This is a genomic window from Nonomuraea endophytica (genome assembly GCF_014203235.1).
Taxonomy (GTDB): domain Bacteria; phylum Actinomycetota; class Actinomycetes; order Streptosporangiales; family Streptosporangiaceae; genus Nonomuraea; species Nonomuraea endophytica.
Map to the genome: position 1 here is coordinate 709998 of NZ_JACHIN010000003.1, position 20927 is coordinate 730924.

The following is a 20927-nucleotide window of genomic DNA, read 5'->3' on the forward strand; positions in this document are numbered from 1 at the left end:
GTCAGGCAGAGGCATGGCCGGTCAAATGGGCGCTTGGCCGGTCAGGCAGCGGCTTAGCCGGGCAGGTTGCCGCTTGGCCGGTCAAGGGGGGCCGTGACGGCGAGTGCCACGTCCGACGTGAGAAGCGACCCCCACGATCGACGCCCGCCCAGGGCGGCGGGTGGCGTGGGGGCGGCCTCGCCGTAATGTATAAACGCCCTAAAGAGAAGCGAGACGAGAGTGGGCAAGCGCGGCGTAGAGGGCGGCGCCGTCGGGGAGGACGGCGTCGTCGAAAGCCGCCTCGGGGGAGTGGTTGTACGGCGCGCTCGCCGGATCCCGGTCGGCCGGGCAGGCGCCCAGGAAGATGAAGGCGCCGGGCACCTGCTCCAGCACGTACGAGAAGTCCTCCGACCCCATCACCGGCTGCGGCGAGACGAAGAACCGGCCGGGCCCGAACAGCTCCTCCACCGTCTGCCCCGCGAACTCCGCCTCCGAGGCGTTGTTGACCGTTACGGGGTAGCCCATGCCGAATCCCGCCTCCACGGCCAGGCCGTTCGCGGCGGCGATGCCCTCGACCAGTTCGATCACGCGCCGCTTGACCAGCGCCCGGTTCTCCTTGCTGAAGGTCCGGATGGTGGCCTGGAAGTGTGCGTCGTCCGGGATGACGTTGTCGACGGTGCCCGCGTGGAAGCTGCCCACCGTGATGACGACCGGGTCGAAGACGTCGAACTGCCGTGTCACCAGCGTCTGCAGCGCGGTCACCATCTCGCACGCGGCCGGGATCGGGTCGAGCGCGCGGTGCGGCGACGAGCCGTGCCCGCCCTTGCCCTTCACCGTCACCAGGAACGTGTCGGCCGCCGCCATGAGCGGCCCCGGCCGGCTGGCGAACAGCGACGGCGGCAGCATCGCCGACACGACGTGCATGCCGTAGGCGGCGGCGACCCGCTGGCCGGCCGCGTCGAGCACACCCTCGTCGATCATGTACTTGGCGCCCTCGTAGCCCTCCTCGCCGGGCTGGAACATGAACACCACGTCCCCGGCCAGCTCCGTGCGCCGCGCGGCCAGCAGGTGGGCGGCGCCGGCGAGCATCGCGGTGTGCAGGTCGTGGCCGCAGGCGTGCATCTGGCCGTCGTTCTGCGAGATGTAGGGCAGGTCGTTGCGCTCGGCGACGGGCAGCGCGTCCATGTCGCCGCGCAGCAGTACGGCGGGGCCGGGCCGGCCCCCGCGCAGCACGGCGGTGACGGAGCTCAGCGACGAGCCGGTCGTGATCTCCAGGGGCAGGCCGTCGAGCGCGGCCAGGACCTTCTCCTGCGTACGCGGCAGGGTGAGGCCGATCTCGGGCGTGGTGTGCAGAGAGTGGCGGAGCCGGACGAGCTCGTCCCGCATGTCCTGGGCGGATTCCGTGAACGACGACATGCCGTCATTCTTCACATCCCTGTTGCCATGTTGACAAGCGGGGCTCGCTACGATTGTCCACGTGACTGAGCGTAAGCGCATCGACTCCTGGTTGTCCGACATGGATGGCGTTCTCGTGCACGAGGGGCTGCCGGTGCCGGGGGCCGATGAGTTCATCAAGCGGCTGGCCGAGTCCGGCAAGCCGTTCCGGGTGCTCACGAACAACTCGATCTACACCCCGCGCGACCTCTCCGTACGGCTGCGCGCCGCCGGCCTGAACGTGCCGCCCGAGTCGATCTGGACCTCGGCCCTGGCCACCGCCCAGTTCCTGCACGACCAGCGCCCCGGCGGCTCCGCCTACGTCATCGGCGAGGCCGGGCTCACCACCGCGCTGCACGAGGTCGGCTACATCCTGACCGACCTCGACCCGGACTACGTGGTGCTCGGCGAGACCCGCACCTACAGCTTCACCCAGCTCACCCGCGCCATCCGCCTCATCGAGTCCGGCGCCCGGTTCATCGCGACCAACCCCGACCCGGTCGGTCCGTCGAACGAGGGTTCGCTGCCCGCCTGTGGCGCGGTCGCCGCGATGATCACCAAGGCGACCGGCGTCGAGCCGTACTTCGTCGGCAAGCCCAACCCGCGCATGATGCGCAGCGCGCTCAACGAGATCGAGGGCCACAGCGAGACCACCGCGATGATCGGCGACCGGATGGACACCGACGTCGTCTCCGGCATGGAGGCCGGTCTCTACACGGTCCTCGTGCTGACCGGCGTGACCCAGCGCGACCAGGTGGACCGGTATCCGTACCGGCCGTCGCTGGTCGTGGAGTCGGTCGCCGATCTCATCGACCTAATCTGACAGTTCCCGACAGGTATGACTGCGAGGCTGGACGACATGACCCGCATCTACCTGGAAAGCGGCCTGAAGAGGGTTTTCGCCTGCTCGCTGGAGTGGCCCGGCTGGTGCCGTAGCGGCAAGTCGGAGGAGCAGGCGATCGAGAACCTCATGCACTACGTGCCGCGCTACGCCGTCGTGGCCGGACGGGCCGGTCTCGCCTTCGAGCCCGGCGAGCCCGAGGTCGTGGAGCGGCTGAAGGGCGGCGCCACCACCGACTTCGGGGCGCCGGAGAAGGAGCCGGTGGCCGACCACGCGGCGGTCGGCGCGGAGGCGGCCGCCCGTGACGTCGCGCTCATGCGCGCGGCCTGGCAGTTGTTCGACGAGACGGTGGCGCTCTCTCCGGAGGAGTTGCGCAAGGGGCCGCGCGGCGGGGGCCGTGACCGGACGAAGATGGTCGACCACGTCACCGAGGCCGAGCGCAACTACGCCCGGCAGGCCGGCGTGCGCCACCCGCCCTACAAGTCGGGGGCCGACCGGGACGCGATGCGCGACGAACTCGCCGCCGTGCTGGGGCGGCCGTGGCAGGGCGCCTGGGACTTCAAGTGGACGCCGCGCTACGTCGTGCGGCGCGTCACGTGGCACGTGCTCGACCATCTGTGGGAAATGGAGGACCGCTCGGCCTGATCCTTGTGGGTTTCGCACACAAAAGGCGGTTTTGCCCATCGGGTAGCCTAACCTACGGTGCCGTAACTTCAAGGAGACGATCTTTATGGCGATGACTCAGACGGAACTGCTGCACGCGCTGGAGCCCGTGGTCGCGGGCGAGCTCGACCGCCATCTCAAGGTGGCCAAAGAGTGGTTCCCGCACGAGTACGTTCCTTGGAGTCAGGGCCGCGACTTCGACGGCATCTACCAGGGCGAGGCCTGGCAGGACAGCGACTCCAAGATCCCCGAGTCGGCGCGGGTGTCGCTGATCGTGAACCTTCTCACGGAGGACAACCTCCCCAGCTACCACCACGAGATCGCCACCACGTTCGGCCGTGACGGCGCGTGGGGCACCTGGGTGCACCGCTGGACCGCGGAGGAGGACAAGCACGGCACCGCGATCCGCGACTACCTCACCGTCACCCGCGCCGTCGACCCTGTGGCGCTGGAGCGGGCCCGGATGATCCACATGGAGCAGGGTTTCCAGACCGAGTACGGCACCATGCTCCAGCAACTGGCCTACGTCTCCTTCCAGGAGCTGGCCACCCGCATCTCCCACCGCAACACCGGCAGGGCCACCGGCGACGAGGGCTGCGAGCGGCTGCTGGCCAGGATCGCCGCCGACGAGAACCTGCACATGCTCTTCTACCGCAACCTGCTCAAGGCCGCCTTCGAGCTGGACCCCAACCAGACCATGCGCGCCGTCACCGACGTGGTCACCACCTTCCAGATGCCCGGCTCCGGCATCCAGGGCTTCGCCCGCAAGGCGATGATCATCGCCAACGAGGGCATCTACGACCTGCGCCTGCACCTGGACGACGTGCTCATGCCGGTGCTGCGCCAGTGGGCCGTCTTCGACCAGACCGGGCTGGACGCCGAGGGCGAGAAGGCCCGCGACGAGCTGGCCGGGTTCCTGGAGAGGACCGAGGTCACGGCCTCACGCTTCGTCGCCCGCAGGGAAGAGCGCAGGGCCAGGGCCGCCAACATGGGATGATCTCCCGCATGGACGTCCAGACCTCCCTCTTTTTCTCGTTCTCCGTCCTGATCATGGTGCTGATCGTGGCCAGGCTGGCGCAACGGCTGCTGGGCGTCCATCTCGGCGGGTTCCGCGTGTTCATGGCCGCGGTGATCGGCTTCGCGTTGTCGGGGCCGATCTTCGCGCCGATCATCGGCGGCTTCCAGAACCTCCGGCCGGGGGAGGACCCCGGCTTCGGCGCCGTCTGGGTCGTGGTCGTGCTCGGCATGCTGGCCGTGCTGATCCCGATGGTGATCCTGGTGATGGCCGAGGCGCTGGTGCCGCCGGGCTCCATCCCCGGCCCCATCGAGGTGGTCAAGGGGCTGCGCGGCCGGATCTCCCGGGGCCGCCGCTACTCCCAGATCACCCGCATCGCGATCAGGCACGGCCTCGGCCCCTACCTGCGCGGCCGGGGCGAGAGCCTCAACGACCGCTCCGGCAAGGTACGGCTGGCCCGCTCGCTGCGCGAGGCCCTCGACGACGGCGGCGTCACCTTCGTCAAGCTCGGCCAGGTGCTCTCCACCCGGCGCGACCTGCTCCCGGCCGAGTTCGTCGACGAGCTCGGCCGGCTGCAGGACCAGGTGGCGCCGCTGCCGTGGGAGCGCGTCGAGCCGGTGCTCGCCGCCGAGCTCGGCGGGCCGGTCGACCAGGTGTTCGCCGCCTTCGACCGGGTCCCGCTGGCCGCCGCCTCCATCGCCCAGGCCTACACCGCCCGTCTGCACACCGGTGAGGAGGTCGTGGTCAAGGTCCAGCGGCCCGGCATCGGCGCCGTCGTGGCCAAGGACCTCGACATCGTGCGCAGGCTGGCCGTCACCCTGGAGTCACGCACCAAGTGGGGCCGCTCGCTCGGCATGCGTGACCTGGCCGAGGGGTTCGCGGTCGCGATCCGCGAGGAGCTCGACTTCCGCATCGAGGCGGCCAACATGGCCGCCGTCGCCGCCACCCCGAGCGACCAGGTCACCTACCCGGTGCCGTTCACGCGCATGTGCACCGACCGGGTGCTGGTCATGCAGCGGCTGAACGGCAAGCCGCTGGCGGGCGTACCGGGGGAGAGCGCGCGGCTGGCCCGCGACCTGCTCGACACGCTGCTGCGCCAGATCCTGCTGGAGGGCGTCTTCCACGCCGACCCGCACCCCGGCAACATCATGGTCCTGGACGACGGCAGCCTCGGCCTGCTCGACTTCGGCTCGGTCGGCCGACTGGACGCCTCCGTGCGCGCCGCCCTGCAGCGCTTCCTGATGGCGCTCAACCGGCAGGACCCGCTCGGCGTGACCGACGCCCTGCTGGAGGTCGTGCCCCGCCCCGAGGACATCGACGAGGCCGGGCTGGAACGCGCGCTCGGCCAGTTCATGGCCCGCCACCTCGGGCCCGGCATGGACAGCGCCGCCATGTTCACCGACCTGTTCAGGATCGTCTCCGAGTACGGCCTGTCGATCCCGCCCGAGGTCGCCGCCGTCTTCCGCGCCCTCGCCACACTCGAAGGCACGCTGGTACGGCTGGCGCCCGGCTTCAACCTCATCACCGAGGCCCGCTCCTTCGCCGGCCGCTACCTGGCCGAACAGCTGTCCGGAACCACCCTGAAGGAGGCCGTGGCCCAGGAGGCGGCCGCGTTGCTGCCGATGGTGCGCCGCCTGCCGCGCCGGATCGAACGCATCGCCAGCGCGGCCGAGCACGGGCGGTTCTCGGTGAACGTGCGATTGTTCGCCGACGAGCGTGACCGGCGCTATCTCACCGGGCTGCTGCACCAGGTCCTGCTGACCGTGCTGGGGGCCACCGCGGGGATCATGGCGGTGTTCCTGCTGGGGACCGAGGGCGGACCGGTGTCGGTCGCGGCCCTGAACCTGAGCCTGTTCGATCTGCTGGGCTACAACCTGCTGGTCATCGCGGCGATCCTGGTGCTGCGGGTGCTCGTGCTGATCTTCCGGCGCAGAGAGGACGCGCCGTCATAATGGCTCGCCCCGTCGTAATGGCTCGCCCCGTCGTAATGGCCCGCGCCGTCCGGATGGCTCGCGCCGTCCGGATGGCTCGCGCTGGCTGGTAGGCCCGCGCTGGCTGGTAGGCCCGCGCTGCCGGGTGGGCCGCGTCGTCGAGCTGGGTGGCCCGTCGTGATCGTGTGTTGAGAGGGAGACCGAAGATGATTTATCCGCCGAAACCGCAGGCAGGGGACAAGGTGGCGGTGCTCTCGCCCTCGGCCGGGCTGCCGGGGATCCTGCCGTTGCCGTTCGAGGCGGGGCTGACGGTGTTGCGTGAGGAGTTCGGGCTGATGCCGGTGGAGTTCCCGGCCACGCGGGTCATGGGGGCGAGCGCGCGCGAGCGGGCCGCCGACGTCAACGCCGCCTTCGCCGACCCGTCGATCAAGGCCATCATCGCCAGCATCGGCGGCGACGACCAGATCACGGTCACCCCGCACCTGGACGACGCGGTCATCCGGGCCAACCCCAAGCCGTTCTTCGGCTACAGCGACAACACCAACCTGCTGCTCCACCTGTGGAACCTCGGCATCGTCGCCTACCACGGCGGGTCGGTCATGTGCCAGTTCGGACGGTGCGGCGGCACGCACCCGGCCAGCGCCGAGTCGCTGCGTGCCGCCCTGTTCACCTCGGGTCCGTACACGCTGCCGGAGTCCTTCGAGTTCAGCGACGTGGACAAGCCGTGGGACGACCCCGCCTCCTTCGACGCGCCCCCGCCGATGCGCGCATGCGACGGCTGGCACTGGCACAACCCGGACCGGGTCGTCGAGGGCGCCACCTGGGGCGGGAACCTGGAGATCCTGTCCTGGCTCCTGATGGCGGATCGCGGCATCCGGCCCGCGGCGGCGTACGAGGGGATGGTTCTGATCGTCGAGACCAGCGAGGAGCTCCCCTCCGCCGAGGAGGTCTTCCGCATCCTCCGCAACATGGGCGAACGCGGCCTTCTCGCGAAATTTCCGGCTATCTTGATCGGCCGCCCCAAGGCCTGGTCCCTCAACCACCGCCTGACCCCGGCCGAGTCCGCCAAGTACGCCGACGACCAGCGTGAGGCGGTCCTGAAGGCCCTCACCCACTACGCCCCGGCCACGATGGCGGTCTTCGACGTCGACTTCGGCCACACCGACCCCCAGGTGGTCATCCCCTACGGCGGCCAGATCCGCGTGGACGGCCCCGCCCGCACCATCACCGTCACCTACTGACCTCCGCGCGGAAAAACTTTCGGCCCGGCATGTCGAGAACGTCGCCTCGGCTTCTACGTCCCGGATGAGAACAGAACCTCATCACAAGGAGGAAGTCAGATGGAGACTCTCATCGGCGGCGGCGCGTTCTTCGAGGGCGCGCGCTGGCACGAGGGGCGGCTGTGGGTGTCGGACTTCTGGCGTCGTCACGTGCTGGCGATCTCGATGGACGGCACCGCCGAGGTGGTGGCCGAGGTCCCGGGGTCGCCTTCCGGGCTGGGCTGGCTGCCCGACGGAAGCCCGCTGGTCGCCTCGATGATGGACCGCAAGGTGCTCCGGATCGACGACGGCAAGACGAGCGTGCACGCCGACCTGTCCGCACTGACCGACCTGCCGGTGAACGACCTGGTCATGCACCCGTCGGGCCGCGCCTACGTGGGCGCGTGCGACTTCAGCGGGGCGCCGACCAAGTTGTACCGGGTTGACCCGGACGGCGGCGTGCACGAGGCCGCCGACGACATGGCCTTCCCGAACGGCCCCGCCCTCACCCCTGATGGCCGCACCCTCATCATCGCCGAGTCCTACGCCAACCGGCTGACCGCCTTCGACCTCGCCCCCGACGGCGCCCTGGTGAACCGCCGCGTGTGGGCTGACCTGGGCTCCGCCAACCCCGACGGCATCGCGCTGGACAGCGAAGGCGCCGTCTGGGTGGCCGACGCGGGCGGCAACCGGGCGATCCGGGTGAAGGAGGGCGGCGAGATCCTGCAGGAGATCAGCACCGGTGACGACGGCGTCTTCGCCTGCGCGCTCGGCGGCCCCGACGGCCACACCCTGTTCCTGTGCACCGCCCCCACCTTCGACCCCGAGGAGGCGGCCCGCATCCTGAAGGCGGAGATCCGCACCGTCCGGGTCGACGTTCCCGCCTGACAGCAAGTCCCGCTTTACTGCAAGTCCCAGCCGGTACGGCGCGCCGTACCGGCTGGACGTGCGCCGTTACGGCTAGACGTCGCGGCGCAGGCGTTTCACGTCGGAGCGGGCCTTCTTGGCGGCCAGGCGGCGCTCGACCGAGCCCCTCGTGGGCTTGGTCGCGCGGCGGCGCTTCGGCGGCGGTGCGATGGCCTCGCGCAGGCGCTGGGCCAGGCGCTGGACGGCGGCTTCACGGTTGCGCAACTGCGAGCGGTACTCGGAGGCGGCGATGGTGATCAGCGGCCCGCCCAGCCGGGCGACGGCGCGTTCCTTCAGGGCGGGCGGGAGCGCGGTCGTGGCGGAGACGTCGAAGAGGAGTTCCACGCGGCTGTCGGTGGTGTTCACGCCCTGGCCGCCCGGCCCCGACGAGCGGGAGAAACGCCAGACGAGCTCGGCGTCGGGGATGACGACCGAGTCGTTGACGACCAGCGGGGCGGGCATGGGAGATCTCCTTCGGTGAGTGCTCTCCTACGGTATCTGCCCGGCATGTCCGGCCAGCAACGGATTTTTCCGGATGTGCCGAACAGGGCGCGCATGTGACTATGAGGGGAACGCTCTGCGGGAGAGGCGGATTCCATGGACGACCTTGCCGTGCGAATAGGCCTGACGGTGGTGCTGGCCGTGATCTCGGCGACGGCGTTCCTGCTGCTGCGCTGCCAGGGGAAGGGCCGGCCTTTCGGGCCGGAGGGCCGCTGGCTGGCGGTGTCGATCATTCTGCTGACCGGCCTGGTCTCGGCGGGGGTGGCCCTGCTGTTCGGCGCGATGCTCAACGACAACCTCGCCACCCTGCTCGGCGCGGTGGCGCCCAGCGGGTTGTGGCTCAGCCAGGTACGCGCCCATGAGGAGGGCCGCCGCTCGCTGGCGAAGGAGGCGGCGACGTTCTGGCTGGTCTCGCTGCTGGCCAGGCTCGACCAGGCGATGGCCGAGGACCAGCGCGCCTGGTGCGAGCGCAGGGTCGACGACGAGTGGAGCGTGTACGAGCTCAGCATGGCCGCCAACCGCTACCACGAGCGCATCGGCGAACGCCTGACCCCCGACGAACGGCGCCGCGAACGCATTCACGCCCGCCTGGACGCCATCGACAGGAAACTCGACGTGGCCGCGCTGATCGAGGACGGCGCCCCGCGCTCCAAGGTCGTCACCGCTCTGGGCGGCTCCCGCCACACCCGCCTGGCCCGCTACGACCGCTACCTCAACGACCTGACCCGCCTGCGCGGCATCCTGCGCCACGACGCGGAGAGCGAACTGCTGCGCCTGCTGTCTTCGGCCTATCGCGCTGGTTACCGTTCGCTACCCCTCTACACTCCGCCCTCACGTCTTGCCGCCGCCGGCCCGGTACGCCCGCATCCCTAGCGGGAACCGGCTGCCACGCGGGAGCAGGAGATGACACCATGGCCGCATCTCCCAGAGGAGGCGGGATGGATCCGGTCACCTTGGTTGTGACGGCGCTGGCCGCTGGCGCGGCGCTGGGGCTGAAGGACACCGCTTCGGCGGCGGTCAAGGACGCGTACGAGGCGTTGAAGGGGCTGGCCAAGCGGCGGCTCGACGGCCGTCCCGACGGTGAGCTGGCGCTGGATCGCCACGAACAGGCACCCGACACCTGGCGCAATCCCCTGCTGGCCGAGCTGGCTGCCGCCGGCGCCGAGGGCGACGGCGAACTGGTCACGGCGGCGCGGGCGCTGATGCAACTGGCCGACGCGGCGGGGTCGCGGGCGGGCAAGTACACGGTCGACGCGCGCGGCGCGCAAGGCGTCCAGGTGGGTGACAACAACCAGCAGGCCAACGTGTTCCACGCCCCGCCGGGCCGGTGACCCGGTGGACGCGCGCGCCGCCCAGGGCGTCCAGATCGGCGACGGCAACCAGCAGTTCAACACGTTCATGGTGGTGCCGGGGGCCGCCGCGCCGCCGTTCACGGCACCCGGCCTGCCGCGCCATTTCGTGTCACGGCCCAGGGAGCTCGAAGGCATCGTCGGGCGGCTGCTCGGCGGGGCCGTCGTGGTCGTGCACGGCGGCGGCGGGTTCGGCAAGTCGACGCTGGCGGCCGCCGCCTGCCACGACGACCGGGTCCGCGCCGCCTTCCGCGACGGCGTCCTATGGCTGCGCTTCGGGCAGGCGACCACGCGCGAGGGCGCGGTGGCGCTGCTGCACGACCAGATCCGGCTGCTGGACCCGCACACCCACGCGGCCAACGACCTCGGCGCCGCCTCGGCCCAGCTGCGATCCCTGCTCGCCGGCCGCGCCGTCCTGCTCGTGCTGGACGACGTCTGGTCAGCGGGCCTGCTGCCGTACTTCCTCTTCACCGGTACGCCCTGCCTGGTCACCACGCGGCTGGACGCGGTCCTGGGCCGGGCGGGCGGCCGTCCGGTGCCCGTCGGGGAGCTCACCGGGGAGCAGGCCGCCGAGCTGCTCATGAGGTGGCAGCCGGAGCCGCCGGACGCCGTGGCCTCGGCCCTGCTGACCGCTCTAGCCGGGCGGCTGGGGGAGTGGCCGCTCATGCTCGAACTCGTCGGCGCGGAGCTTCGCTCGCTCGTGGCGGCGGGCCGTACGACGGCCGAGGCGGTGGCGCACGTGGAGCGGCGTCTCGCGCTCGACGTCGGCTACCTCGACCGCCACAGCGACGAGGACCGCAACGCGGCGATCTCGTCGTCGCTGGACGCGAGCGTGGCGCTGCTCAGGCCGGAGCACCGGGCCCGCTTCGCCGAGCTCGCCGTCTTCCCGGCGGGCGCGGACGTCCCGTTCGGCACGATCTGGCGGCTGTGGCGGGCGACGGCGGGCTACGACGCGCTGGCCGCCGAGGACGCGGTGGAGGAGATGTACCGGCTGGCGCTGTTCACCCGCTACGACGTCCGGCGCCGCCTGCTGCGGCTGCACGACGTCGTCCAGCGGCTGATCGTGCGCCGGGCCGGTGACCTGGACCTTCTGCACCGACGCCTCCTGGAGTCGTGGGGCGACCCGCGCCACCCGCCCGACGCGTACGCCTGGACGTACCTGATCCACCACCTGCACCAGCTGGGCAAGGACAAGGAGATCAGGGAGCTGCTGTCCGACTTCGACTGGGTGTACCGCAGGCTCCAGGCGACGCCGGCGGCCGGGCTCATCGCCGACTTCGCCGAGCGCTGCCCGGATCGCGACGGCGAGTTCGTCACCGCCGCGCTGCGCATGGCGGGCCCGGCGCTGTCGGACCCGGCGCAGCTCGCCGCCCAGCTCGTAGGGCGCCTGGCCGGCGCGCCGCCGGGCCTGCCGATGGTCGAGCGGCTGCTGGAGGAGGCCCGCCGCTACGAGTCCGCGCCGTCACTGCTGCCCGAGCGGGTCCACCTCCTGCCCGCCGACCGCGGCGTGCACACCCGGGTGAACGTGGGCTCGCCGATCCTGTCCGCGGCGCTCAGCGAGGACGGCGCGTATCTGCTGACCGGCCAGAACGACGGGATTCTGAGCGTCTGGGACTGGCGCCGCCACGAGCGGGTCGCCGCCCTGGCCTGCGGGGTGGGGCAGCCATGGTCGGTGGCCGTCCAGGGCGAGCTGGTGGCCGTCGGCGGCGCCGGCAACGCGCGGTCCGACCCGCGGCCCGCGGCACCGATCCAGATCTGGAACTGGCGCACCGGCGAGCACGTCCGCGACCTCGGCGCCGACCTGCCGGGCCTTGAGGAGGGCTACTGCACCCACGTGTACGGCACGCTCGCCGCCGTCACGAACGGCGGGATGAACAACCGGATCGAGCTGCTGGACTGGATCCGGCACACGCGCCTGACGCTCGACCCCGACACCGGATCCACCGGCAACAGCCCCGACGAGGTCTTCCTGGCTCCGCCGTACCTGCTGCACCACCATGGGTCATCGCGCGTCACCAGCGTCTACGACCTGCGCCGGGGGGAGTGGCTCGGCAGCACGAACGGGCAGGTCGGCATCCGGACGATCCCGTTCGTGGTGGGCGAGGCGCTGTGCGTGGCGGCGCGCTGGATCGAGGTGCCCGACGTGCCGGGGCTGCTCTTCCGGCGGGAGGCGGAGGCCGAGGGGTCGCGGTCGGCCGACACCGCGTGCGACGTCTGGGGCTATGCGGCGATCGTGTCGGCGGTCGCCCGCGACGCGGCCCGCACGCTCGTCGGCGGCCACGTCGTGGACGTCTACGACCGGCTCGACCAGCCGCCCGTCGGCTGTCTCGAAGGCCACTCCGAGCTGATCACGAGCATCCACCCGGCGGGTGAGGCGCTGCTGACGACCTCCCACGACGCCACGATCAGGATCTGGGACCGGCGGCGGCCGCAGGCGCCGCCCGGCGGCGGGCGTTTCCACCGGCCGGCGATCTCGGCGCTGGAGGCGGAGGGCGAGTCCGTCTTCGCCGGGACGCTGTCGGGCACGATCGAGGAGTGGGACTGGCGCACGGCCACGCTCCGCGCGAGCGACTCCGCCGGTATGGCGGTGCGCGCCCTGGCCGTCAACGACCGGTGGCTCGTGCACAGCGCCTTCGAGCATCCGAAGCACAGCGAGTTCACCGTCCGCGACCGGCGCCGATGGGCCGACCCGGCGGCTGCCGCGCCCACGCGCGCCGAGGCGTCGGCGCGCGCGATCATCCTGCAGAAGCACCAGGCCGTGGTGCGCGCGCGGCTGTGCGGCGACTCCTGTGCCGTGGTCGTGCGGCCCTACTACACCCCGGCCAACTCCATCGGCGGCGGCCCGTTCACCGGCAACTGGGTGTGCGTGGCCGACCTCAACGCCGACACGGTCGAACTCATGGTGGGCGAGTGGGTCTCCGCCGTCGACCTGTCCGCGGACCTGGTCGTCGCGGGCACGGCCGGAGGCGAGGTCCACCTCTGGACCAGGAGCGGCGCGCCCGTGTGGGGATTTCCCGCGCACGACGGCCTCGTGCTCGACCTGCGGATCTGCGGGGAGTGGCTGTTCACCTGCGGCGTCGACCGCATGGTCAGGAGCTGGCAGCTGCGCACGGGCATCCCGCGCCGCGCGTTCGGCCCCTTCGCGGGCCCGGTGACCGGGCTGGACGTGCGCGGACGGCTGCTCGTCACGGCGGCGGAGGATCAGTGCGTCACGGTCTTCGACCGCTACGACGGGCGCGAGCTGGCCCGCTTCGACGACGACGTGGCGGTGACCAGGGCGGTGGCATTGGGGGATGACCTGGCCACGTTCGCGGCCGGCGGGATGTCGGGCTTCCTGCACGTGCTGCGGGCCAACGGGCCGCTGCGCGCGCGGTTCGGGGCGAGCCCCGGACCGGGTGCCTAGGTCCCCTGCTCCTCGGCGTCGGAGAGGGTGAAGTCGAGGCGGGCGCCGAGGGCCGTGACGACGGCGCCGAGCGTGCGCAGGGTGAGGTTCTCATCGCCCGAGAGAATCTGGCTGACGCGGCCGGCCGACACGCCCATGGAGGCGGCCAGGTCAGCGCGAGTGATCTTGTGTTCGCGCATGTACCAGGTGATCTCGTCCACGACTTCCTGCGCGAACGGCGACGTGTCCTCGCGTCTGCTGGCCATCTCCGGCTCACTCTCTGCTGACTGACTCCACTTTAGCTCTACCTAAACCTTTAGGCAAGCCTAAAGGTGGTCAATCCAACTGCAAGTCGGATATGCCACGATCTTGCCGACACCAACGGGGCCAAGTGGGGAGGCGCTGTGACGGCGATCGTCGGCGTGCACGGGATCGGCAAGTACAAGTACTACCTGGAGGCCGGCAACGACGTCGCCCGCGCGGCGGCGGCGATGCGCGCCAAGTGGGACAACTACCTCCACGCGTCGCTCGGGGGCGAGACGCGCGCGTACTTCGCCGAGGTGGCCTACTTCGCACACCTGCTCAACGAGCCGCGCCCGCCCGGCGTTCGCGAGGCCGAGGCGATGCGGGTGCGCGAGCAGATGGTGCTGGCCGCCTGGGCCAAGGAGCTCGGCGTCGGCGAGCACCTCACCGGGGCGCTCAAGACGTTCGCCGGCTGGCTCCTGGACCGGCTCGACGGGCGGGCGGTGGCCTTCGCCAAGCTGTTCTGCCCCGAGGTGGCCACCTACCTCGCCGACGCGGGCCGCCGCGAGAAGGTCCGCGGGCTGGTGGCCGCGTCGCTGCGCCGCCACCGGCCGAAGGTGGTGATCGCCCACTCGCTCGGCAGCGTGGTCACCTACGAGACGCTCTGGGCCAACCCGGACATCGAGGTCGAGCTGCTCATCACGCTCGGCAGCCCGCTCGGGATGCGCAACGTGATCTTCGAGAAGCTGCTGCCCGCCCCCATCGAGGGCCGCGGCGAGCGGCCCCGCGGCGTCGGGCGCTGGGTGAACATCGCCGACAAGGACGACATCGCCGCCATTCCTCCGGAGCTGCGCGAGAGCTTCGCCGGCGTCGACGAGGAGCAGTTGGTCAACCTCGACTGGATCGACTTCCACACCGCGGGCAAGTACCTCGGATGCGGCGCGCTCAACCCGTACCTGCGACCCTATCTGGCATGACCTGGATAGTTTTCGACTACGGCGAAGTCCTGTCCCTGCCGCAGCCCGCGGCCGACGTCGCGGCCATGGTGCGCGCCGCGGGCGCCGAGCCCGCCGCGTTCGAGCGCGGCTATTGGGCGCACCGGCTGGAGTTCGACCGGGGCGCGCTGAGCGATGAGCAATATTGGTCGAAGGTGGTCGGCCGGGAAGTCTCGGGCGGGGAGGTGTCGCGGCTGGTCGCGCTCGACGTGGCCAGCTGGACACACCCGCACGACGGTACGGTGGCCCTCCTGCGCGAACTCCTGGACCAGGGCCGGAACGTGGCGCTGCTGTCCAACGCCCCGGTCTCCATGGCCGACGGCGTGGACCTGCTGCCGTGGATCGCCGGGATCGGCCGCCGTTTCTACAGCGGCCGGCTCGGCCTGGTGAAACCCGACCGGGAGATCTTCGAGCTGATGGCCCGCGAGCTGGACGCGCCGCCGCGGGAGATCGTCTTCATCGACGACCGGCAGCTGAACGTGGCGGGCGCCGCGCGGGCGGGCCTGACCGGCCTGCACTTCCGCGACCCGGAGACCCTGCGGCAAGAGCTCGGCGCGCTGCTGAGCTGACATCCGGCGGCCTTCTGAACTCCCAAAAATTGTGGGCGGTCTGTCGGGGTTGGTGATCTATGGTGACCGGCATGGACGTGGAAAGCCTGCTCGGTGAGGCGAACGGCATGCCGTACGGCGAGGCCAGGACCGTCGTGACCGAGCGCGCGCTGCGTGCGGCGGAGGCGGCCCGCGACCCCGGGATGGTGGTGCTGACCCGCTTCGAGCTGACCGCCGCCTACCAGCTCGGCGGCGAGCCGGCCAAGTCGTTCGCGGTCTTCTCGCGCAACCTGGCCGACTACGACCGCGACCCGTCGCTGTTCGGCGAGCGAAGGTTGTGGCGGCTGCTGTGGCAGTACAAGTGGATCGTCGGCAGCCTGCGCAGGTTCCCGGAGATCCCGCTGCGCCGCGCCCTGGACGGCCTGGACGACATGGAGCGGCGCTACCGCGAGGCCGGCGAGGGCCTGCAGGCCGTGTACGCCCGGCGCTGCCACGTCGCCCAGCACCTCGGCGACCGGGCCGCCGCCGAGGAGTGGTTCCACCGGTGGCGCACCGCGCCGCGCGACGAGCTGTCCGACTGCGCCGCCTGCGATGTGCGCGGGGTGATCGCCTACCTGTCGTGGACGGGCCGGGACGAGGAGGCCATCGTGGCGGCGGCCCCGGTCCTGTCCGGGGCCATGACGTGCAGTTCTCAGCCGCAGGGCATCCTGGAGGCGCTGCTGCTGCCGTACGTGCGCACGGGCCGGCTGGAGGAGGCCGCCTCGGCGCACCGGCGGGCGTACCGGATCGTCCAGGGGCGGCTGTCCGACCTCGACGACATGGGCACGCACCTGCGGTTCCTGGCCTTGACCGGCAACGAGAGCCGCGGGCTCGAGATTTTCCAGCGCGAGCTGCACCTGCTGGAACGGCCGCCCTCGCCCAGCGCCGCCCGCGCCTTCATGACCGGGGCCGCCGTGCTGCTGCGCCGCCTGGAGGAGCTGGGGCACGGTGACACGCCGGTACGGCGCGGTGGCGCCGACATCCCTGTCGCCCGGCTGCGGGCCGAGATGGAGGCGGGCGCGCGCGAGGTCGCGGCGGCCTTCGACGCCCGCAACGGCACCGGCGAACACCTGCGCGACCTGGAGGAGGTGCTGGCGGCGGCGCCGTACCTCACGCGGCTGGTCCTGGCGCCGGCGGCCGGGGAGAGCGACCCCGCCAGGCTGCTCGCGCGGGCCGGAAAGCTGCGCGGCGACGGCGAGGACGCCGAGGCGGCGGCGCTGTTCGAGCGCGCGGCGGGCCTCTACCGGCAGGTCGGCGACCGGGTGGGGGAGGCGCGGGCCATGATCGCCTACGCCAAGTCCGTCTACTACGCGGCCGACGAGGAGGAGGAGATCCGCGCCGCCTACGCGCGGGCCCGCCCCGTCGTCGAGGCGGCGCAGGAGCAGTCGCCCCAGGATCTCGCCGAGCTGGCCTACGACGAGGCGGTCGCGCTCGACTGGCTGGAGCTCCACGACGACGCCCTGCGCGCCTGCCGCGAGGCCGTCGACCGCTACAGCGCGCTGGGAATCACCCACGACGGGGCGATTTCCCTGCTTGAGGTGCTTGAGCATGACTGACGCTGTTCATCTGCCCTTGACTCCAGTGTCACGACCGGGTCAGCGGAGCCGGACATATCTGGAATCGTGGACCGCAGATCCTTCCTCGCAGCGGCAGCCGCCACCTTCGTGCTTCCCGCCCCCGCCACTACCTCCTCCCGGACCCTCGCCCGCGACCCCTTCACGCTCGGCATAGCCTCGGGAGACCCCTCCACCGACGGCTTCGTGCTCTGGACCCGCCTCGCGCTCGACCCCCTCGGCGCCAACGGGCGCGGCGCCATGCCCTCCCGCGACGTCGAGGTGGACTGGCAACTGTCCACCGACGAGCGCTTCGGCAAAATCCTCCGATCCGGTACGGCCACCGCCCGCTGGAAGGACGCCCACAGCGTCCACGTGGAGCTGGACGGCCTGGAGCCGGGCAGGGAGTACTTCTACCGCTTCCGGGCCGAAGGCCGCCTCTCGCCCACCGGCCGCACCAGGACGGCGCCGTCCGGCGCCACCCAGCCGCTGGCCTTCGCCGTGGCCGCCTGCGCCCACTACGAGCACGGCTTCTACACCGCCTACCGCCGCCTGGCCGAGCAGGAGCCCGACCTGGTGCTCTTCCTGGGCGACTACCTCTACGAGTACGGCCCCTCCGGCTACACCGCCCTGGCCGGCCGGGTGCGTACGCACACGCCGGGCAAGTGCGCCACGCTGGCCGACTACCGGCTGCGGCACGCCCAGTACAAGAGCGACGCCGACCTGCAGCGCGCCCACGCCGTCGCGCCCTGGCTGGTCTCCTTCGACGACCACGAGCTGGAGAACAACTGGGCCGGCCCCGTCTCCAGCACCGGCGCCCCCGCCTTCGCCCACCGGCGCGCCAGCGCCTTCCGCGCCTACTACGAGAACATGCCGCTGCGCCGGGCCAGCCTGCAGGGCGCCGTCCTGCGGGTCAACCGCCGCGTCACCTGGGGCACGCTGGCCCGGTTCCACCTGCTCGACACCCGCCAGTTCCGCGACGACCAGGCCTGCCTGGACGGCGTGCGGGCCGGCTGCGACGAGCGGCTGTCCGAGCGGCGCACGCTGCTGGGCGGCGACCAGTGGCGCTGGCTGTCCGAGGGCCTGCGCGCCTCCACGACCCAGTGGAACCTGCTCGGCCAGCAGATCCTCATGATGCAGCGCGACTACAAGCGCGGCCCCGGCCGCGAGGTCAACCTCGACGCCTGGGACGGCTACGCCGCCGAGCGCCACCGCCTGCTGGAACTGATGTCCACCACGTCCAACCCGGTCGTGCTGACCGGCGACGCCCACATGCACCACGCCGCGTCGCTGAAGCTGGACTTCGACGACCCCGACAGCCCGGTCATCGCCCCCGAGCTGGTGGCCTCCTCGATCGCCAGCGACGGCGACGGCTACCGCGACAAGGTGTGGATCGAGGAAGGTCTGGCGGAGAACCCGCACATCTCCTACATCGACCAGCGGCGCGGCTACATCATGGCCCGCCTGAACTCCACGGAGCTGTCGGCGGAGTTCCGCACGCTGGAGTACATCTCCCGCAGGGGCGCCCCGGCCAAGACCACCCACCGCGTCACGGTCCCGGTCTCCGCCCCCTGACGAGGCCGGGGTCAGCTGAAGGCGTAGCCGTACAGGCCGGAGCCGGTGCTCAGCTTGGTGGCCTTGTTCGCCCGCAGGCCCGGGTAGGCGCCCGGGCGGCGGGCGCCGGGCAGCAGGGTGAGGACGCCGTCGCCGGGGGCCGCGACCACCAGGCCGTAGATCGGGCGGGAACGGCCCAGCAGCCTGTAGCGCGGAGTGGAGGCCAGGGCGGTCATCGAGGCGCCGAAGTCGCGGCCCTTGCCCTTGATGAGCAGGTCTCCGTGGCGGGTGAGGCCGCCGGAACGGGTTCCGGCCAGCACCTGCACCGCGCGCTCGCCGGGCACGCCGATGGCCAGTTCCGCGTCGCCGTCGCCGTTGAAGTCGGCCGCGGCCAGCGACGCGCCGAAGCGGTCGTAGTAGCGGGGCTCGCCGTTCAGGACCCGCTGCGTCCACGCCTCGCTGTGCGTGGTGCGCAGGCCGGAGCGCGAGCCGTAGATCACGTGGACCATGCCGTCGCCGTAGTCCATGGCGCGCTGGTTGGCGCTCAGGCCCTCGCCGGGGGCGCCGATCGCGAGGTCGGCGCGGCCGTCGGCGTTGAAGTCGCCGGTGGTCAGCGAGGCGCCGAAGGAGTCCCACTTCTCCGCGGAGCCCTTGATGCCGCGGCTGTCCTGGGTGATCTGGGTCGCGTGCCGGCGTACCGGGTCGAGGACCGTGGCCGAGCCCTGCCCGTCCGTGGTCACGCTGTCGGCGGGCGCGCCCACGACGAGCTCGGCGCGGCCGTCGCCGTCGAAGTCGCCGGTGGTCAGCGCCGCGCCCCACTGGTCGGTGACGCGCCCCTGCTGACCGACCCAGCGGGTCTGCTGGGTGATCTGATACGGCTTGCGCTTCTTGAGGAAGTGCACGACCACGCCGCCGCCCGCCCCGAGGCCGGGGGCGCCGACGGCCAGCTCGTCGTCCCCGTCGCCGTCGAGGTCACCGGCGGCCAGCGCCGCGCCGTACCTGTCGCCGCGCGGCTTGCCCAGGGCCAGCTGCCGCCAGGCGACCAGCCCGCGCGGGCCGCCGCGGAACACCTGCACGACCCCGTCGCCGTCGGCGCCCGGCCGGGCCTTGCCGGTGAACTCCTCCGACACCCCAACGGCGAGGTCGGCGCACCGGTCGCCGTCGAAGTCGCCCACGGCCAGCGCGGAGCCGAAGGAGTCGCCGGTCTCCGCGCCGTCCTGGCGCAGCGACGCCTTGCGGCCGGAGCCGTAGAGGACGTTCACGGATCCGGCTCTGGAGCCGGTGTACGGCGCCGCCACCGCGAGGTCGGCGCGGCCGTCGTCGTCGAAGTCGGCGAGCCGCCCGCCGCACCCGGCGGAGGCGCCCGCCGAGGCGGGGGAGAGCAGGGGCACGACCAGGCAGGCGGCCAGCAAAGCTTTCATGTCTCAAGTGATGTCCGCACCGGCCGAACCCGGCATGAACACGGCGGGAACGTGCCACGATAGGCGGGTGAGCATCGACCTCGCGGATCTGGATTTCTGGCGCAGACCCCTCAAAGAACGGCACGAAGCCTTCGCCCGGCTCCGCCAGCTCGACCGGCCGATGTTCTTCCCGGAGAAGAAGATCCCCTTCTTACGCTCCGGCGCGGGTTTCTACGCCCTGGTCCGCCACGCCGACGTCGTGGAGGCCAGCCGCAACGCCAAGGTGTTCTCCAGCGAGCCCGCGGTCACGAACCCGGAGCCGCCCGGCTGGGTCAAGCACGTGTTCGGCGAGTCCATGGTCAACCTGGACGATCCGCGGCACGCCCGGCTGCGCCGTATCGTCACCCGCTCCTTCAGCCCCCGCATGCTGGGCAACCTCCAGAACGACATCGACGCGGCCTGCACGCGCATCGTCGACGACGTCGTGGCCAAGGGGCCCGGCGACTTCGTCGGCCAGGTGGCCGCCCGCCTGCCCATCCACGTCATCTGCGACATGATGGGCATCCCCCCGCAATATCGGGCGAAGGTCCACGAGCACGTCGACGTCTCCACCGCCTACACCGGCGTGCGCCCGAGCCTGCTGCGCAGCGTCGCGCTCGCCGGGCAGAACATGCTGGCCCTGCTCGCCCTGCAGCGCCTGGTCATCAAGCTCGGCCACGAGCGCCAGCGCGAGCCCGCGGGCGACCTGGTCTCGCTGCTGGTCAACGCCAACCCCGACGGCGAGCGGCTGACCGACAAGGAGCTCGGCTCGTTCTTCGCGCTGCTGCTGGTCGCCGGGAACGAGACCGCCCGCAACACGATGGCCCACGGCATCAAGCTCCTCACCGACCACCCCGCCCAGCGCGAGCTGCTGCTGGGCGACTTCGACGCGCACATCGGCGGCGCGATCGAGGAGATGGTCCGGCACGTCTCGCCGATCATCCAGTTCCGCCGCACGGTGACCGAGGACTACGAGCTGCGCGGCCTGCACCTGAAGAAGGGCGACAAGGTGGTGCTCTTCTACGGCTCCGCCAACCGCGACGAGAGCGTCTTCCCCGACCCGGACGCCTTCGACATCACCCGCGACACCAAGCCGCACGTGGGCTTCGGCGGTCCCGGGCCGCACTTCTGCCTCGGCGCCAACCTGGCCAGGCAGGAGATGCGCTCGATGTTCCGCGAGCTGTTCACGCGGCTGCCGGAGATCAGGACGGTGGGCGAGCCGGAGCTCCTGCTGTCCAACTTCGACAACAGTGTGCGCACGCAGCGTTTCACAAGCGGCTTCACATCCTAATAATT

Annotated in this window: 18 protein-coding genes; 14 read left to right on the forward strand and 4 right to left on the reverse strand. The window is 71.6% G+C overall.

Features of this window, described 5'->3' with window-relative positions; genetic code table 11:
• Positions 1–198 precede the first annotated feature (198 nt).
• The gene (locus HNR40_RS15175; RefSeq protein WP_184961510.1) at positions 199–1395 is read right to left on the reverse strand and encodes a M20 metallopeptidase family protein; all 1197 of its coding nucleotides are present in this window, start codon (positions 1393–1395) and stop codon (positions 199–201) included.
• 61 nt (positions 1396–1456) lie between these two features.
• On the opposite strand from HNR40_RS15175, the gene HNR40_RS15180 reads away from it, so the two are divergent.
• The 6 genes from HNR40_RS15180 to HNR40_RS15205 all read left to right on the forward strand — a co-directional run bounded on the left by HNR40_RS15180 (position 1457) and on the right by HNR40_RS15205 (position 8010).
• Positions 1457–2236 carry an HAD-IIA family hydrolase gene (locus tag HNR40_RS15180; protein WP_184961512.1) on the forward strand — a complete coding sequence of 260 codons (780 nt, stop codon included), beginning with the start codon at positions 1457–1459 and terminating at the stop codon, positions 2234–2236.
• Between the two features lie 36 nt (positions 2237–2272).
• Positions 2273–2899 (forward strand): hypothetical protein, encoded by a 627-nt coding sequence (locus HNR40_RS15185; protein ID WP_184961514.1) that lies wholly within the window; start codon positions 2273–2275, stop codon positions 2897–2899.
• Between the two features lie 85 nt (positions 2900–2984).
• Positions 2985–3914 carry an acyl-ACP desaturase gene (locus HNR40_RS15190; RefSeq protein WP_184961516.1) on the forward strand — a complete coding sequence of 310 codons (930 nt, stop codon included), beginning with the start codon at positions 2985–2987 and terminating at the stop codon, positions 3912–3914.
• 8 nt (positions 3915–3922) lie between these two features.
• Positions 3923–5884, forward strand: a complete 1962-nt coding sequence (locus tag HNR40_RS15195) for an ABC1 kinase family protein (protein ID WP_184961518.1) — start codon at positions 3923–3925, stop codon at positions 5882–5884.
• Between the two features lie 185 nt (positions 5885–6069).
• A complete protein-coding gene (locus HNR40_RS15200; RefSeq protein WP_184961520.1) occupies positions 6070–7104 on the forward strand; it encodes a S66 family peptidase in 1035 nt (344 codons plus the stop codon).
• 99 nt (positions 7105–7203) lie between these two features.
• Positions 7204–8010, forward strand: coding sequence for an SMP-30/gluconolactonase/LRE family protein (locus tag HNR40_RS15205; RefSeq protein ID WP_184961521.1), 807 nt, complete (start codon positions 7204–7206; stop codon positions 8008–8010).
• A 72-nt stretch (positions 8011–8082) separates the two neighbouring features.
• Here the strand turns inward: HNR40_RS15205 and arfB are convergent, their stop codons facing one another.
• A complete protein-coding gene (gene arfB, locus HNR40_RS15210) occupies positions 8083–8490 on the reverse strand; it encodes an alternative ribosome rescue aminoacyl-tRNA hydrolase ArfB (RefSeq protein ID WP_184961524.1) in 408 nt (135 codons plus the stop codon).
• Positions 8491–8625: 135 nt separating this feature from the next.
• On the opposite strand from arfB, the gene HNR40_RS15215 reads away from it, so the two are divergent.
• The 3 genes from HNR40_RS15215 to HNR40_RS15225 all read left to right on the forward strand — a co-directional run bounded on the left by HNR40_RS15215 (position 8626) and on the right by HNR40_RS15225 (position 13281).
• The gene (locus HNR40_RS15215; RefSeq protein ID WP_184961526.1) at positions 8626–9402 is read left to right on the forward strand and encodes a hypothetical protein; all 777 of its coding nucleotides are present in this window, start codon (positions 8626–8628) and stop codon (positions 9400–9402) included.
• A 65-nt stretch (positions 9403–9467) separates the two neighbouring features.
• Positions 9468–9860, forward strand: coding sequence for a Het-E N-terminal domain-containing protein (locus HNR40_RS15220; RefSeq protein WP_184961528.1), 393 nt, complete (start codon positions 9468–9470; stop codon positions 9858–9860).
• A 4-nt stretch (positions 9861–9864) separates the two neighbouring features.
• Positions 9865–13281 (forward strand): NB-ARC domain-containing protein, encoded by a 3417-nt coding sequence (locus HNR40_RS15225; RefSeq protein WP_184961530.1) that lies wholly within the window; start codon positions 9865–9867, stop codon positions 13279–13281.
• Here HNR40_RS15225 and HNR40_RS15230 read toward each other — a convergent pair.
• A complete protein-coding gene (locus HNR40_RS15230; protein WP_184961532.1) occupies positions 13278–13526 on the reverse strand; it encodes a helix-turn-helix domain-containing protein in 249 nt (82 codons plus the stop codon). The two genes, HNR40_RS15225 and HNR40_RS15230, sit on opposite strands and share 4 nt — an antisense overlap.
• Positions 13527–13664: 138 nt before the next feature.
• Between HNR40_RS15230 and HNR40_RS15235 the strand changes: the two genes are divergently transcribed.
• From HNR40_RS15235 to HNR40_RS15250, 4 genes are all read left to right on the forward strand, one after another.
• Positions 13665–14480 (forward strand): hypothetical protein, encoded by an 816-nt coding sequence (locus HNR40_RS15235; protein WP_184961534.1) that lies wholly within the window; start codon positions 13665–13667, stop codon positions 14478–14480.
• Positions 14477–15067, forward strand: a complete 591-nt coding sequence (locus HNR40_RS15240) for an HAD family hydrolase (RefSeq protein WP_184961536.1) — start codon at positions 14477–14479, stop codon at positions 15065–15067. The genes HNR40_RS15235 and HNR40_RS15240 overlap by 4 nt, the downstream gene beginning before the upstream one ends.
• A gap of 71 nt (positions 15068–15138) precedes the next feature.
• The gene (locus HNR40_RS15245; RefSeq protein WP_184961538.1) at positions 15139–16641 is read left to right on the forward strand and encodes a hypothetical protein; all 1503 of its coding nucleotides are present in this window, start codon (positions 15139–15141) and stop codon (positions 16639–16641) included.
• 66 nt (positions 16642–16707) lie between these two features.
• A complete protein-coding gene (locus HNR40_RS15250) occupies positions 16708–18213 on the forward strand; it encodes an alkaline phosphatase D family protein (RefSeq protein ID WP_312896354.1) in 1506 nt (501 codons plus the stop codon).
• An 11-nt stretch (positions 18214–18224) separates the two neighbouring features.
• On the opposite strand, the gene HNR40_RS15255 is transcribed toward HNR40_RS15250, so the two are convergent.
• Complete coding sequence (locus HNR40_RS15255; RefSeq protein ID WP_184961540.1) at positions 18225–19613, reverse strand: FG-GAP and VCBS repeat-containing protein; 1389 nt, start codon at positions 19611–19613, stop codon at positions 18225–18227.
• Positions 19614–19680: 67 nt separating this feature from the next.
• On the opposite strand from HNR40_RS15255, the gene HNR40_RS15260 reads away from it, so the two are divergent.
• Positions 19681–20922 (forward strand): cytochrome P450, encoded by a 1242-nt coding sequence (locus HNR40_RS15260; RefSeq protein WP_312896355.1) that lies wholly within the window; start codon positions 19681–19683, stop codon positions 20920–20922.
• Positions 20923–20927 lie beyond the last annotated feature (5 nt).

What these genes read in the sequence shown, in the direction of transcription:
- HNR40_RS15205 (WP_184961521.1), top strand. Translation starts at nt 7,204, where the DNA reads ATGGAGACTCTCATCGGCGGCGGCGCGTTCTTCGAGGGCGCGCGCTGG.
- HNR40_RS15190 (WP_184961516.1), top strand. Translation starts at nt 2,985, where the DNA reads ATGGCGATGACTCAGACGGAACTGCTGCACGCGCTGGAGCCCGTGGTC.
- arfB (WP_184961524.1), bottom strand. Translation starts at nt 8,490, where the DNA reads ATGCCCGCCCCGCTGGTCGTCAACGACTCGGTCGTCATCCCCGACGCC.
- HNR40_RS15200 (WP_184961520.1), top strand. Translation starts at nt 6,070, where the DNA reads ATGATTTATCCGCCGAAACCGCAGGCAGGGGACAAGGTGGCGGTGCTC.
- HNR40_RS15185 (WP_184961514.1), top strand. Translation starts at nt 2,273, where the DNA reads ATGACCCGCATCTACCTGGAAAGCGGCCTGAAGAGGGTTTTCGCCTGC.
- HNR40_RS15175 (WP_184961510.1), bottom strand. Translation starts at nt 1,395, where the DNA reads ATGTCGTCGTTCACGGAATCCGCCCAGGACATGCGGGACGAGCTCGTC.
- HNR40_RS15255 (WP_184961540.1), bottom strand. Translation starts at nt 19,613, where the DNA reads ATGAAAGCTTTGCTGGCCGCCTGCCTGGTCGTGCCCCTGCTCTCCCCC.
- HNR40_RS15195 (WP_184961518.1), top strand. Translation starts at nt 3,923, where the DNA reads ATGGACGTCCAGACCTCCCTCTTTTTCTCGTTCTCCGTCCTGATCATG.
- HNR40_RS15230 (WP_184961532.1), bottom strand. Translation starts at nt 13,526, where the DNA reads ATGGCCAGCAGACGCGAGGACACGTCGCCGTTCGCGCAGGAAGTCGTG.
- HNR40_RS15245 (WP_184961538.1), top strand. Translation starts at nt 15,139, where the DNA reads ATGGACGTGGAAAGCCTGCTCGGTGAGGCGAACGGCATGCCGTACGGC.
- HNR40_RS15220 (WP_184961528.1), top strand. Translation starts at nt 9,468, where the DNA reads ATGGATCCGGTCACCTTGGTTGTGACGGCGCTGGCCGCTGGCGCGGCG.
- HNR40_RS15215 (WP_184961526.1), top strand. Translation starts at nt 8,626, where the DNA reads ATGGACGACCTTGCCGTGCGAATAGGCCTGACGGTGGTGCTGGCCGTG.
- HNR40_RS15240 (WP_184961536.1), top strand. Translation starts at nt 14,477, where the DNA reads ATGACCTGGATAGTTTTCGACTACGGCGAAGTCCTGTCCCTGCCGCAG.